Source organism: Anabaena sp. CCY 9910 (assembly GCF_963920875.1).
GTDB lineage: Bacteria > Cyanobacteriota > Cyanobacteriia > Cyanobacteriales > Nostocaceae > Trichormus > Trichormus variabilis.
This window is the reverse complement of the sequence record NZ_CAWUDJ010000011.1, coordinates 63,280-76,472: the sequence shown is the minus strand read 5'-3', so window position 1 is coordinate 76,472 and position 13,193 is coordinate 63,280. Positions and strand designations below refer to the sequence as shown.

The following is a 13,193-nucleotide window of genomic DNA, read 5'->3' as shown; positions in this document are numbered from 1 at the left end:
CTAATAACTAATGACTACTGACTAATGACTAATGACTAATAAAAAACGAGTTTGCATTATCTTAGGGACACGCCCCGAAGCAATTAAACTAGCACCGGTAATTCAGGTCTTTCAAAAATCTCCAGACTTTGAGCTGCAAGTGATTTTAACTGGACAGCATCGTGAGATGGTGGAACAAGTGATGCAGTTATTCCACCTCAAGGCGGATTATGACCTAGAGATTATGCAGCCTCAACAGTCTCTAAGTGATATTACTTGTCGTAGTTTACGAGGTTTGGAAAGTTTATTTATTCAAAATAAGCCAGATTTAGTCCTGGTACAAGGAGATACGACAACAGCTTTTGCGGCAAGTTTAGCAGCCTTTTACCAAAAAATTCCTGTGGGTCATGTGGAAGCTGGGTTAAGAACAGATGAATTATTTAATCCTTACCCAGAAGAAGCTAATCGGCGGTTGATTTCCCAAATAACTCAGTTGCACTTTGCACCAACGACTTTGGCTGTGGAAAACTTGCAGCGTTCTGGTGTTTTGGGGAAAATTCACTTAACTGGTAATACTGTAATCGATGCTTTATTGTATGTAGCCGCCAATGCACCAGCTTGCGATGTAGCTGGTTTAAATTGGGATGAGTATCGTGTGCTATTGGCTACAGTTCATCGGCGGGAAAATTGGGGTGAGCCACTACAGGCGATCGCTCAAGGATTTTTGCAGATATTAGATAAGTTTCCTGATACTGCCTTGCTCTTACCCTTACACCGTAATCCCACAGTCCGCGAACCATTGCAAGCATTACTAGGGAATCATCCACGGGTATTTTTAACAGAACCCCTTGATTATTCCGAACTGGTGGGAGCAATCGGGCGATCGCACTTTTTATTGACTGATTCTGGCGGTTTGCAAGAAGAAGCCCCTAGTCTGGGTAAACCAGTCCTGGTTCTCAGGGAAACGACAGAAAGACCGGAAGCAGTCACGGCGGGTACAGCTAAACTGGTCGGTACTGACAGCAAAACTATTGCCTCTGCTGCCAGTGAGTTATTGAGTAATCCAGTAGCTTATAATGCGATGGCTAATGCCATTAATCCCTTCGGTGATGGTCATGCAGCCGAACGCATCTTAGAAATTGTGCAGAATTACTTTGCTAGTTGAAGTATTTTACAAAAGAGATTTGAACACTCTCAATGACGTGAGTTCGATAAATTCGGAAGAACCCCTCTCCATCGCTTGCTACTCTACGAGAACGCCTTACGGCGAACCTGCCGGGTAACTCTCCCGTTCAGTCGAACTCACATTCTCAATGAGGCTAAATGGGATCGTAATAGGAATATACGGCATTTTGTTTACTCGGATGTTCTTGACGCACATCAAGTCCCCTACTTTCAAAAACACAAGCTTTACCATTTACTTTCTTCAAACCAGTACCTATTTCGCCAAATCTGGTTGGTTTTTTCTTTTGAAATGATTCTGCAAGTAAGCGAAGAGCTTGATTTTGTGTTCTTCTAGAAACAAATCTGCTCCACGTCCGTCGCCAAAATGCTTCAGGGCGATATCGAGCGCGTACTACAATCTCTTTACACTCTTTTCTAGGATGGTTTTGTTCTCGCCTTGTGGGACGTAGAGAAAATTCTGCTGATGTCGGGGATGTTTTCTTGAACTTAACAACTTGATATTCCCAACTAGACCCTCCTGCGATCGCCCCATGAGGAATCAAAACCCAAACCAAACATAGCAGAGTTAAAGTAGATTTTTTCATAAAAATCAAAAGGTGGGCATTGCCCACCCTAAGTTAACCAAAGATCCCAGCAAAAAAGTCAATGGTTTCCTTGAGTGCTTTGATGAATACATCAATTTCCTCACGGGTATTGTAGAAAGATAGGCTGGCGCGTGCGGTTCCAGCTAAACCTAAGTGGCGGTGTAATGGTTGGGTGCAGTGGTGTCCAGAACGGATGGCTACACCTTCTTGATCTAATAATGTAGATAGGTCGTTAGCGTGGATACCTTCAATTGTAAATGTGGCTAATGCGGCTCTACCTTCTCCATGAGCATCCGGTGTGGGGCCGTAGAGGGTAATTTGAGGAATTTGACCTAACTTTTGCCACAAATAAGCTGTTAATTCAGCTTCGTAGGCGTGGATTTTATCCATGCCGATATCAGTAAGATAATCTATCGCTGCACCAAGAGCGATCGCCTCACCAATGGCAGGTGTACCAGCTTCAAATTTATGGGGCAATTCCGCATAGGTAGAATGGTCTAAATATACCTCAGCGATCATTTCCCCACCACCAAAAAATGGGGGCATTGCTTCTAATAATGCCAACTTACCATATAAGAATCCGATGCCTGTGGGAGCGCACATTTTATGCCCAGATGCTACCAACCAGTCACAGTCTATTTGCTGGACATCGACGGGCATATGGGGAACACTTTGACAAGCATCAACTAAGAATTTCGCGCCGTATCTGTGAGTAATTTCCGCAATCTCTGCCACTGGATTTATACAACCCAATGTGTTAGAAACGTGGACGATGGAAACCAGTTTGGTTTTTTCGGAAATCAGTTGTTTAAACTGTTCCATATCCAAGGTTTGTTCTGGTGTCAGTTCCACAAACTTGAGAACTGCACCCGTTTTTTGAGCCACAAATTGCCAGGGGACTATATTACTGTGGTGTTCCATCACCGACAGAATAATTTCGTCACCTGCTTGTAAATTGTTCATCCCCCAGCTGTAGGCGACGAGGTTAATCGCTTCGCTGGCGTTGCGGGTGTAAACAATTTCTTGGCGGGAGGCTGCATTAATAAATTTAGCGATTTTGTCCCGTGCGCCTTCATAAGCGTCTGTGGCTTTGGCGCTGAGAGTATGCGCTCCCCGATGCACATTGGAGTTATATTGCTCGTAATAATCCCTGAGTGCATTTAAGACGAACAAGGGTTTTTGCGATGTTGCCGCATTATCTAAGTAAACTAAGGTTTTACCGTTGACTTCCTGATGCAATATGGGGAAGTCGGCGCGGACTTTATCTGCAAGGGTTTTGGTAGGTGTATAAGTCATGGGTAATTAGTCAATAGTCAATAGTCATTAGTCATTAGTCGTTAGTTAAGGATTTAAAACTAGTGACTGTGGTTAGTAATTTATCTCGTAGGGAGGGTACAGGTATTTGATTGATGATTTCGGCGGCGAAGGCGTTTACTAATAACTTCCGTGCGTCGTTGGCATCTATTCCCCGGCTTTGCAGGTAGAATATTTCATCGTCTTCTAACTGGCTAACGGTTGCACCGTGGGCGCATTTTACGTTGTCGGCGGTAATTTCTAATTGGGGTTTGGTGTCAACTCTGGCTTTTGATGATAACAGCAAATTGCGGTTTAACTGGGCTGCATCTGTTAGCTGGGCGGGTTTGGGGACGAAAACTTTACCGTTGAAGACGGCGTGAGCGCGATCGCCTACAATACATTTATGTAACTGCTTACTTGTACCATAAGGATGATTGAGAGCGATCGCACTATGAGTATCTGCTAATTGGTTACTGGCTATCATCGTCAAACCGTTGAGAGTAGTTTCGGTTTGTTCACCAGTCTGCAAAATCTCTAAATTGTGCCGTGATATCTTCCCACCTAAAGTTACGGCGTGACAAGTATAGCGGCTATAACGCGCTTGGGTTACCGCAGTTTTCCCGATATGGAAAGCTTGCTTACTTTCATTCTCAACTCTAGTGTGAACTACTTGGGCATTGTCGGCGATCGTAATTTCCGTAACTGCGTTGGTAAGGTAAACCCCTTCGTCTGCATTGGGGGTAACAAATTCTTCAACTACACTCACCTGGGAACCACTTTCCGCCACCACTAAACACCGGGGTTGGGAAATCGTAGCAGTTTCATCAGCCACAGAAATAAATAATAGATGTATTGGTGTTTCCACAATGACATTCTTTGCCACCAACACCACAGCCACATCAGAGATACCAGCCGTATTCAGGGCGGTGAATACTTCTAATGCACCTTCCGATTGTGCTAAATATTTTTGTACACGTTCCTGCTCAGTGATGGGTAATGCAGATAAATTACCAACGACTATACCTGTTGGTAGATTGGCGACGTTGGATAATTCTGGTGTGTAAACCCCATTCACAAACACCAATCCTTTATCACCTCTACCCCGTAGTAGAGACGTTGCATGCAACGTCTCTACACCCAATTTTGCATGCAACGTTTCTACATCTGTATGCGCCGCCGCGCGATGAAATTCCACCCGCCGCAACGCCGACAAATCTGTAAACCGCCATTCTTCCTCACGGGTGTTGGGAATCACCGAATGACGCGCCCAACTCGTCGCCCGTTCACGCAATTCCCGTAACCATCCCTCTGTTGCTGGGACAGTTACCTGATTTAACAAACTAACCAAATAACTATCTCTATCCAACAAACTCGCTGTCAAATTCACCACATCCGAGTTAGCAATTGCACTAGGAGAAACTTGCATTGTCATTACACACCCACCTCAACAGCAGTATCTTCTAGCAGCCAGTCATAACCACGAGACTCTAACTCTAGTGCCAATTCCTTACCACCACTAGTAATTATCTGCCCCCGTGCCATCACATGAACAAAATCCGGCACAATATAATCGAGCAACCGTTGGTAGTGAGTAATCATAATCGTGGCATTTTCCGGACTAGCGAGTTGATTCACACCATGAGCCACAATTTTTAGTGCATCAATATCTAAACCAGAATCAGTCTCATCCAAAATTGCCAACTTCGGTTCCAGCAGCGCCATTTGCAGAATCTCATTGCGCTTTTTCTCACCACCAGAAAACCCTTCATTCACACTCCGATTCAGGAAAGCAGGATTCATCTTTACCACTTCCAACTTTTCCTCAATCAAGTCGTCAAAATCAAAGGTATCAATTTCCTCCAACCCTTGGGCTTTGCGACGAGAATTATAAGCCACCCGCAAGAAATCCAAATTACTCACGCCAGGAATTTCCAAAGGATACTGGAAAGCCAGAAACACACCAGTCCGCGCCCGTTCCTCCGGTTCCAACTCCAATAAATTCTGTCCTTGAAAAATTACCTCACCACCAGTCACCGTATAAGCAGGATGTCCCGCCAACACCTTAGAAAAAGTACTCTTCCCCGAACCATTCGGCCCCATGATCGCATGGATTTCACCAGAACGCACCTCAAGATTCACACCCTTGAGAATGGGCGTACCATCAACCTCCGCCGTCAAATTCTTCACCGACAGCACAACTTCACTATTTTCAATAATCATGTTCTCTCTCTTCTCTCTTTCTTCTCTCTCTTCTCCTCGTACCTCAGCGCCTACCTCAGCGCTTCTCTGCGTTAAAAATCCCTAACCCACACTACCTTCCAACTTCAAACTCAACAACTTATCAGCTTCCACCGCAAACTCCATCGGTAGCTGATTAAACACATCCTTACAGAAGCCGCTAATCATCATAGAAATAGCGTCCTCCGAAGAAATACCGCGTTGAGCAAAGAAAAATAACTGATCTTCCCCTATTTTGGAAGTAGAAGCCTCATGTTCCACCTTACCCGTATTATTCTGCACTTGAATATAAGGGAAAGTATTAGCGTGGGCATTATCGCCAATTAACATAGAGTCACACTGGGAATAGTTCCGTGCGCCTTTGGCTGTGGGATTGATTTTCACCAAACCCCGGTAACTATTACTAGATTGACCGGCAGAGATTCCTTTAGAAATAATTGTGCTACGGGTGTTCTTCCCGATATGAATCATCTTCGTCCCGGTGTCGGCTTGCTGCATATTATTTGTCAGTGCTACCGAGTAAAATTCACCGACGGAGTTATCGCCAACCAATACGCAACTAGGATACTTCCAAGTAATAGCAGAACCAGTTTCGACTTGTGTCCAAGAAATCTTAGAATTTACGCCTTGACACAAACCCCGCTTGGTGACGAAGTTATAAATCCCGCCTTTACCATTAGCATCGCCAGCATACCAGTTCTGCACTGTGGAATATTTAATCTCGGCGTTATCTAAGGCGATGAGTTCCACTACAGCCGCGTGGAGTTGATTGCTGTCGTACATAGGTGCGGTGCAACCTTCCAGGTAAGAAACATAACTACCTTCTTCAGCGACAATCAAAGTCCGCTCAAACTGTCCCGTATCACCGGAGTTGATGCGGAAGTAGGTAGATAATTCCATTGGGCATTTTACGCCTTTAGGAATATAGACAAAAGAACCATCACTAAATACTGCGGCATTGAGGGCTGCAAAGTAGTTATCAGCAATGGGAACAACGCTACCCAGGTATTTCTTGATGAGTTCTGGGTGTTCTTGTAAAGCTTCGGAAATTGAGCAGAAAATTACGCCGTCTTTGGCGAGTTTTTCTTTAAATGTAGTGGCGACAGAAACGCTATCAAAAATGGCATCTACCGCAACGTTTGCCAAGCGCTTTTGTTCAGATAGGGGAATCCCCAACTTCTCGAAGGTTTCTATCAGGGTGGGATCAACTTCGTCTAAGCTGTTGAGTTTGGCTTTCTTTTGTTTCGGCGCTGAGTAATAGATGATATTCTGATAGTCTATGGGTGGATACTTGACACTTGGCCAAGCTGGTTCCGTCATTTTTTGCCACTGACGAAACGCTTTAAGACGATATTCCAGCATAAACTCCGGCTCGTTCTTCTTGGCGGAGATTAAGCGGACAACGTCTTCACTGAGTCCACGCGGGATAGTGTCGGCTTCAATATCGGTGACAAAGCCGTACTTGTAGGGTTGGTTGACTAAGGTTTTTACAGTGGCACTCATTGGTAGTGTTCTCTCGTGTTCGGTTCTAAATCTCTAGATAAGGATGGGAGACGGGCTTTGGTCTAGCCGAACTCATCTCGTATTACTGAGTGGTGACACGGCTGTTAGAATGGGGGTGGAGAGTAAAACAACATCGATGTTGTTTAAGGTATCTTCATTTTACGCTAGATTAACAACAACAATGTTGTCAAAGTCAAATTTTCTCAAAAAATTTTTAGAAGAAGATGGCGACTACTCAGCAAGCCTCAACTAAGCAAGAGATTTTAGAGTATCTCTTAAAACACTCACAGGCAACAGCCCTGGACTTAGCCACTGTATTAGATGTCAGCCCCCAAGCAATTCGTCGTCATCTCAAAGATTTGGAGGCGGAAGAGTTAGTTGTGTATTCCAATACAACACAAGCGGGAATGGGGCGACCGCAGCATATTTATCAATTAAGTCGCCAAGGAAGAGAACGCTTGCACAAAAACGCCAGCGATCGCCACGGTGATTTTGCCGTATCCTTATTAGATACCCTAGCCGAAACCGTCGGACACGACCAATTCAAGACTATTTTACAAAAACAGTGGGAGCGTAAAGCCCAAGAATACCGCGATCTTGTAGGTTGCGGTTCAATTAAAGAAAGGGTAGCTAATTTAGTTAATTTGCGAAAAGCTGAAGGCTTCATGGCTGAATATCACCCTGTAGATTCCCCTGACTCAATAGAGGAAGAAAGATTTATCTTCATCGAACATAATTGTGCAATTTCCAACGTTGCTGAATCATTCCCCAGCGTCTGCGGTCATGAACTAGAAATGTTTGCGGCTGTTCTCCCAGACTGTACAGTCGAGCGTACTCATTGGTTAATCAACGGCGAACATCGTTGCGGCTATCTAGTCCAAGCCCGCAAACCAATATCTCTTATATAAATTGGTTTTCTCATATCAGTTTAGGTCATGAATCATAGCCGATTGGTAAAAGCGTTTACCAATTAGTCGCTATATAATTACCCAAGACTGACTTCTTAAACAATTTTATGGATTTACCATCTCAACAACCATCAACCCAATTTCTCACTTTAGAAGAATCAGCAAAAGTTGATGCGGCTCTTTTGTCATCTCCGGAAAAATTTTTAACAAGATTGACCATTTCTTCACTAAAACTCTTACAGCATATTGCCCAAGAGTATGGTGTATCTATAGAAGATTTGACAACACAACAAGTTATTTCTTGGTTTGAAAAAGATAGCAAACTTAGAAGAGAGCAAGGTATAGAATCATCATATTTGAAGTGGTGAAGCGCCGATTTTTTCCAAAAAATAACTGAATTATTCTAGTTGATCTGGTGCTGTGAAGAATAATTATCCCAGTTACCAATTAAATGAGTTATACAGATAGGGACGCACTTTTGTGCGTCCCTAAGAAAATTAATATTTATCTGCGGTTAATCTTTTTTCTGTACCTTAACTGTACAAAAATCCCTATATTAAGTTGGTATTAAGCGTTGTAATTGTTAGAGCGAGGATTACGAACTCCTGCTGCTGCACCTATCATGGAAGCAACTAAACCTAATAAAGAACCGAATACAAACCACCACAAACCTCTAGAAGTTGCGGCCGCAATATCACGAGCTTGTTCTGCCGTAACGTTGGGTACATTTTGTGGTATGGCAGCACCTGGTTGTTGTACCTGGTTGATAACTTCTCCTGCGTTAGAAGCCGCAACACCAAAAGCACCCGATACTCCACTGGCTAATAACCATGAGCTAAGTGCTAAAGTGGTCGCCCAAAGAATTGCGCCGTTAAGTAGCGCTGTATTTCGGTTCATTGGACCACAAGCGCGAGCTGTTACCCAACCACCAACGAACAGAGAAAGCAGTAAAGCAACCGTAGACCAAAGCCCTACATTCCCCGCCACATTGGGCGCAATAGTTCTAGGTGCGCCTGAGCCAGAAACTGTACCAGCACCAATGGCACCAAATAAAGCACTCAAGATTAGTTGAGTAGCTAAAGCAACTAATACACCAGAAATTATGGGACCCCAACGCACACGGTCATGGTAATCACCTACTCTTCCTACCACTGTAGGTTCAGGTTGAATAACATCGTCGCCTACTCTATTAACGTATGACATAAGTCTTTATTTCTCCTGACTACTTTAACTTCAGCGAAATTTTTCTTAGTTTTTATGCTTACGTTAAAATTAAATGGCTAATTGCAGATTTTAATATCTATCAGCAGAAAGAGTTATTTGCTCTATCTTGAGTAATAATAAATAGATTATATTTATATAAGTTGATTTATATTTTTTGAAATAAAAATGTCTACTTTTTATATGGATGGTAATTAGATAAACTTAGTAAGATTACCATTATATTTAGGAATTTAAAACATTTTGATATTTAATAATGGGTAATAATAATAAAAAATTACCCATCTTTAATGAATAAGAAACTATAACCGCAGTGTATGTAAATGAAGTATTCAGCCACCCTAACGTACTCTCACTGCTGTACCTGTTGCAGTGATCAATAATAAAACACCTGACTGGTCTACATTAATTGTTCCGGTGTCTATTTCAATACCAATGACAGCATTTGCTCCTAAACGTTGCGCCCGGAGTTCTAATTCTTCTATGGCTTTACGTTGTCCCTGCTCAAATAAACGTTCATAGCTGCCAGTCCGTCCACCGATAACATCACGGATACCAGCTAGGAAATCTCGGAGAAAATTGCTACCATAAACGACTTCTGCGGTAACAATACCTAAGTAAGAATCAATTACTGCACCTTGAATTACATCTGTTGTTGTGACAATCATAAGTTATCCTGAGAAATTGCTGATGAGGGAACTTAGCTCCTAGTTTATCAAGCTGATACTCAATCGGAGGATTGACACTAAATATTTATGTCTTCATCGCTAATTAACTCAGTAGAAACTCTGGTTTTTCTGTATGGAAAATTTTGAGAAAATTTACGTATTATTAATATTTTGTGAAAAGGGATAAATACAGTTTTCAAAATGCAAATTTTTTGTTTTAATAAACAAGAAAAAAGTTCACTATAATTTAGGGAAAATTACTGTGTACAAACACATATCATTCGTGTTGAGTGTGTTGTTGTTGGGTGGTGGCACTGCGACTATCCCTACAATAGCCCAAGGGCAGGTTTTGGTTGTGCAAGCTAACAATGCAGAGTTAAAACGACTGCTAGAGGATGGTAAGAGGTTAGTGGATGCTGGCGACTATAATGGAGCGATCGCAGTTTATCAACAAGCTGCCACAATGGAACCGAGAAACCCCAGAATTCATTCGGGAATTGGGTATTTACACGCACAACAGGGAAATTTCCAGGCTGCACTAGCATCATACCGTAGGGCGATCGCTATCAACCCGAATAATAGTGATTTTTTCTATGCAGTAGGTTACATCAAAGGCAACATGGGCGATACACCAGGTGCAAAAGAAGCTTACCGCCGTGCTATTCAATTAAACCGCAACAATGTTAGCGCTTATGTGGGTTTAGGTATCACTCAATCTCGGATGGGAGATTTCCAATCAGCTAATTGGGCATTTGAGCAAGCAATTAAGCTTGATAAAAACAATGCCCAGACTTATGAGTTTATGGCAGCAATGTATAAACAAAGACGGCAAACTAAACAAGCAAGTAACCTACTGCAAAAAGCCCGCGACTTATACCAAAGGCGAAACGATGCAGATGGTGTCGCTAGAGTAGAGGCGATGTTGCAGCAGTTATAAAGCTCAATTAATTTAATTGTCTTCCTGTTAACTCAACGAAAATATCCTCTAAATTAGAGGGACGAACCATCATTCCTGTTTTATCTGGCTGTTGATTTAGATAAATATTTGCCTCTTCCAAAGAAGGAAAAAATAAATATTCCCAACCTCGTGAACTATCATTGCTTGTTGTGGTCACGCTCAACTGTTTCATAATTAGGCCTTCGCCGTGAGCAGAACGCAATTGTTTTAAAGTCCCCAAAGAAATTAATTTACCGCCATCCATAATACCTATGCGCCCTGGTTTAGTAGAGCCAAAAGCATCACATAAAAATTCCACCTCATCCATGTAATGAGTTGTTAATAACATCGTCATACCTTGTTTATTTAAATCCCGAATAATTTCCCACAACCGACGACGAGTTTGGGGGTCTAGCCCTACCGTCGGTTCATCCAAAAACAATATTTGTGGTTGATGCAATAAAGCTCTCGCTATTTGCAATCTTCGTTTCATCCCTCCAGACAGAGTTTTTACCAAGCTTTCCCGTCTGTCTGCTAATTCAACATAATCCAGCCATTGATTAATTAGTCGCTGTCGCTGTGGGTTAGGGATGTGATGTAGTCTCCCATGTAGTTCCATATTTTCCCACACACTTAAATCACCATCTACGCTAGTTTGCTGCAAGACAACGCCAATACTTTGCTTAGCTAGCATAGGTTGGCGCACTACATCATATCCAGCCACCTCCATCTTTCCTTGGGATGGTTTTGTTAGTGTAGTCAGCATCCGAATTGTGGTTGATTTCCCTGCACCGTTCGGGCCGAGGAGGGCAAATATTTCTCCGGCCTCAATGTTGAATGACAGGTCGTTAACTACAGGAGTGTTGTTATAGAATTTGTAGACGTTTTCGAGAAGAACAGCAGCCATCATTCAGTAAATTGGTTACATCATTTTCTCATCTACACTACCATTCATTAAATGAGGCTTTCAGAATGTGTAACTTAGGCGGTAATTGTTTTTAATCGCATTCCAACTGCTAGCAATTGGCATTCGCCAGCCAGTACCAAAGGCGCGGTCGGTGATTTTTAGTCCTGGGGGTGCTTGGCGGCGCTTAAATTCTGCCCGTGCGACCATCTGGATAACTTTGTCTACCACCATAGGGTCGTGACCGGCGGCGACAATTTCCCCTACTGATTGATGGTTGTGAATGAGGCGCTGTAAGATGTCGTCTAAAATTTCGTAGGGGGGTAGGGAATCTTGGTCAACTTGACCGGGTTTGAGTTCGGCGCTTGGTGCTTTGGTGAGGATGTGTTCGGGGATGACTGGGGACTGGTGAGAGTTTAGCCATTTGCAAAGGGAGTAAACGCGGGTTTTGGGAACATCGGCAATTACAGCCAAGCCGCCGTTCATGTCGCCGTAGAGGGTGCAGTAACCGACTGCCATTTCCGACTTGTTACCGGTGGATAGTAATAGATAGCCAAATTTATTAGCGATCGCCATTAATAAGTTACCGCGAATCCGTGACTGGATGTTCTCCTCAGCCAAACCAAATTCTGTCCCGGCAAATAACTCTACTAAACTATGGTCAAAACTCTGCATTAAATCCCCTATGGGTAAGATTTGGGTCTTAATTCCCAAATTGTCGGCTAATGCTAAAGCATCACTAATAGAATGTTCGGAACTGTAAGGAGATGGCATCAACACACCAAAGACATTTTCCTTACCTAAGGCCTCAGTGGCAATTGTCGCCACCAGTGCAGAATCAATCCCACCGCTTAAACCCAGCACAACTTGAGAAAAACGGCATTTTTGAGCATAGTCTCGCACACCCAAAACTAAAGCGTGCCAAATTTCTTCATCTTCTGATTCATAAATAGAAGCAACAGAACTTAGTTGTAAATCTCGTTGTGATTCGTCAAAATCTACTGTAACTAAATCAGATGCAAAACCCTTAGCCCGACACATCACTTCGCCTTGACGATTTAAGGCAAAACTCCGACCATCAAAAATTAAATCATCATTACCGCCGACTTGGTTAGCGTAAATTACTGGTTGTTGAAACCTGACTGCACTATGTCTAAGCATTGCTTCTCGGAAGCTTTGCTTACCTAAACTGTAGGGCGAAGCCGATAAATTGACAATTAAATCTACACCTAAAATTGCTAAGTCAGAAATGGGATTAGCTGTGTAACTGCGTTTGCCCCAAAACTCCTCATCATTCCATAAATCTTCGCAAATTGTCACGCCGATATTAATATTATCTAAGGCAAAATAATTAGCTTGTTGTCCAGCTTCAAAATAACGATGTTCATCAAATACATCATAGGTAGGCAATAGTCGCTTATGAAACATCTGTTTGACTTTGCCATTTTCTAATAAAGCTGTGCTGTTAAATAAAGGTTTTCCTCCAGTAGTATGGGCTTGATAATTTGGCTCAACTGTCCCTACTAATACAGCCAAATTTACAGGCAAATCCCTAGCTAGCTGCTGTAAAGTTACACTCATTGCCTCTACAAAACTGGGATTTAATAATAAATCTCGTGGTGGATAACCACATAAAGATAGTTCTGGAGTTAGCAGCAGTCTTGCACCTTTTTTTATTGCCTGTTGTGCCACTTCCAGAATTTTTTGAGCATTCCCAGTTAAATCACCAATAATAGGATTAATTTGAGCGATCGCAATTTTCATTGTTTT

13 protein-coding genes are annotated in these 13,193 nt (G+C 42.7%); 4 read left to right on the top strand and 9 right to left on the bottom strand.

Features of this window, described 5'->3' with window-relative positions; all coding sequences use genetic code 11:
* Positions 1-31: 31 nt before the first annotated feature.
* Positions 32-1,144 carry a non-hydrolyzing UDP-N-acetylglucosamine 2-epimerase gene (gene wecB, locus ACM5QX_RS11105; RefSeq protein WP_414753556.1) on the top strand — a complete coding sequence of 371 codons (1,113 nt, stop codon included), beginning with the start codon at positions 32-34 and terminating at the stop codon, positions 1,142-1,144.
* A gap of 154 nt (positions 1,145-1,298) precedes the next feature.
* On the opposite strand, the gene ACM5QX_RS11100 is transcribed toward wecB, so the two are convergent.
* From ACM5QX_RS11100 to sufB, 5 genes are all read right to left on the bottom strand, one after another.
* Positions 1,299-1,748, bottom strand: a complete 450-nt coding sequence (locus ACM5QX_RS11100) for a hypothetical protein (RefSeq protein WP_414753555.1) — start codon at positions 1,746-1,748, stop codon at positions 1,299-1,301.
* Positions 1,749-1,781: 33 nt separating this feature from the next.
* Positions 1,782-3,044 carry a cysteine desulfurase gene (locus ACM5QX_RS11095; RefSeq protein ID WP_414753554.1) on the bottom strand — a complete coding sequence of 421 codons (1,263 nt, stop codon included), beginning with the start codon at positions 3,042-3,044 and terminating at the stop codon, positions 1,782-1,784.
* Between the two features lie 34 nt (positions 3,045-3,078).
* Positions 3,079-4,476 carry a Fe-S cluster assembly protein SufD gene (sufD, locus tag ACM5QX_RS11090; protein ID WP_414753553.1) on the bottom strand — a complete coding sequence of 466 codons (1,398 nt, stop codon included), beginning with the start codon at positions 4,474-4,476 and terminating at the stop codon, positions 3,079-3,081.
* Positions 4,476-5,264, bottom strand: coding sequence for a Fe-S cluster assembly ATPase SufC (gene sufC, locus ACM5QX_RS11085; protein WP_414753552.1), 789 nt, complete (start codon positions 5,262-5,264; stop codon positions 4,476-4,478). Before sufC ends, sufD begins: the two co-directional genes overlap by 1 nt.
* An 81-nt stretch (positions 5,265-5,345) precedes the next feature.
* Complete coding sequence (gene sufB / locus ACM5QX_RS11080) at positions 5,346-6,785, bottom strand: Fe-S cluster assembly protein SufB (protein ID WP_414753551.1); 1,440 nt, start codon at positions 6,783-6,785, stop codon at positions 5,346-5,348.
* A 224-nt stretch (positions 6,786-7,009) separates the two neighbouring features.
* On the opposite strand from sufB, the gene sufR reads away from it, so the two are divergent.
* Together sufR and ACM5QX_RS11070 are read left to right on the top strand one after the other, a co-directional pair.
* On the top strand, positions 7,010-7,693 hold the full coding sequence (gene sufR, locus ACM5QX_RS11075) for an iron-sulfur cluster biosynthesis transcriptional regulator SufR (protein WP_414753550.1): 684 nt from the start codon (positions 7,010-7,012) through the stop codon (positions 7,691-7,693).
* A 107-nt stretch (positions 7,694-7,800) separates the two neighbouring features.
* Positions 7,801-8,061, top strand: coding sequence for a hypothetical protein (locus ACM5QX_RS11070; protein ID WP_414753549.1), 261 nt, complete (start codon positions 7,801-7,803; stop codon positions 8,059-8,061).
* Positions 8,062-8,260: 199 nt separating this feature from the next.
* Here ACM5QX_RS11070 and ACM5QX_RS11065 read toward each other — a convergent pair whose 3' ends face one another.
* Together ACM5QX_RS11065 and ACM5QX_RS11060 are read right to left on the bottom strand one after the other, a co-directional pair.
* Positions 8,261-8,896: a hypothetical protein gene (locus tag ACM5QX_RS11065; RefSeq protein ID WP_011317305.1), complete on the bottom strand. Its 636-nt coding sequence runs from the start codon at positions 8,894-8,896 to the stop codon at positions 8,261-8,263.
* 359 nt (positions 8,897-9,255) lie between these two features.
* Positions 9,256-9,582 carry a YbjQ family protein gene (locus tag ACM5QX_RS11060; RefSeq protein ID WP_011317304.1) on the bottom strand — a complete coding sequence of 109 codons (327 nt, stop codon included), beginning with the start codon at positions 9,580-9,582 and terminating at the stop codon, positions 9,256-9,258.
* A 262-nt stretch (positions 9,583-9,844) separates the two neighbouring features.
* Here ACM5QX_RS11060 and ACM5QX_RS11055 point away from each other — a divergent pair, with 262 nt between their 5' ends.
* Positions 9,845-10,519: a tetratricopeptide repeat protein gene (locus tag ACM5QX_RS11055; RefSeq protein ID WP_414753548.1), complete on the top strand. Its 675-nt coding sequence runs from the start codon at positions 9,845-9,847 to the stop codon at positions 10,517-10,519.
* A 7-nt stretch (positions 10,520-10,526) separates the two neighbouring features.
* Here the strand turns inward: ACM5QX_RS11055 and ACM5QX_RS11050 are convergent, their stop codons facing one another.
* Entirely contained in the window at positions 10,527-11,429 is a 903-nt protein-coding gene (locus ACM5QX_RS11050; RefSeq protein ID WP_414753547.1) for an ABC transporter ATP-binding protein, read from the bottom strand.
* Between the two features lie 57 nt (positions 11,430-11,486).
* Positions 11,487-13,187, bottom strand: coding sequence for an NAD+ synthase (locus ACM5QX_RS11045; protein WP_414753546.1), 1,701 nt, complete (start codon positions 13,185-13,187; stop codon positions 11,487-11,489).
* Positions 13,188-13,193 lie beyond the last annotated feature (6 nt).

What these genes read in the sequence shown, in the direction of transcription:
- wecB (WP_414753556.1), top strand. Translation starts at nt 32, where the DNA reads ATGACTAATAAAAAACGAGTTTGCATTATCTTAGGGACACGCCCCGAA.
- ACM5QX_RS11100 (WP_414753555.1), bottom strand. Translation starts at nt 1,748, where the DNA reads ATGAAAAAATCTACTTTAACTCTGCTATGTTTGGTTTGGGTTTTGATT.
- ACM5QX_RS11095 (WP_414753554.1), bottom strand. Translation starts at nt 3,044, where the DNA reads ATGACTTATACACCTACCAAAACCCTTGCAGATAAAGTCCGCGCCGAC.
- sufD (WP_414753553.1), bottom strand. Translation starts at nt 4,476, where the DNA reads ATGACAATGCAAGTTTCTCCTAGTGCAATTGCTAACTCGGATGTGGTG.
- sufC (WP_414753552.1), bottom strand. Translation starts at nt 5,264, where the DNA reads ATGATTATTGAAAATAGTGAAGTTGTGCTGTCGGTGAAGAATTTGACG.
- sufB (WP_414753551.1), bottom strand. Translation starts at nt 6,785, where the DNA reads ATGAGTGCCACTGTAAAAACCTTAGTCAACCAACCCTACAAGTACGGC.
- sufR (WP_414753550.1), top strand. Translation starts at nt 7,010, where the DNA reads ATGGCGACTACTCAGCAAGCCTCAACTAAGCAAGAGATTTTAGAGTAT.
- ACM5QX_RS11070 (WP_414753549.1), top strand. Translation starts at nt 7,801, where the DNA reads ATGGATTTACCATCTCAACAACCATCAACCCAATTTCTCACTTTAGAA.
- ACM5QX_RS11065 (WP_011317305.1), bottom strand. Translation starts at nt 8,896, where the DNA reads ATGTCATACGTTAATAGAGTAGGCGACGATGTTATTCAACCTGAACCT.
- ACM5QX_RS11060 (WP_011317304.1), bottom strand. Translation starts at nt 9,582, where the DNA reads ATGATTGTCACAACAACAGATGTAATTCAAGGTGCAGTAATTGATTCT.
- ACM5QX_RS11050 (WP_414753547.1), bottom strand. Translation starts at nt 11,429, where the DNA reads ATGATGGCTGCTGTTCTTCTCGAAAACGTCTACAAATTCTATAACAAC.
- ACM5QX_RS11045 (WP_414753546.1), bottom strand. Translation starts at nt 13,187, where the DNA reads ATGAAAATTGCGATCGCTCAAATTAATCCTATTATTGGTGATTTAACT.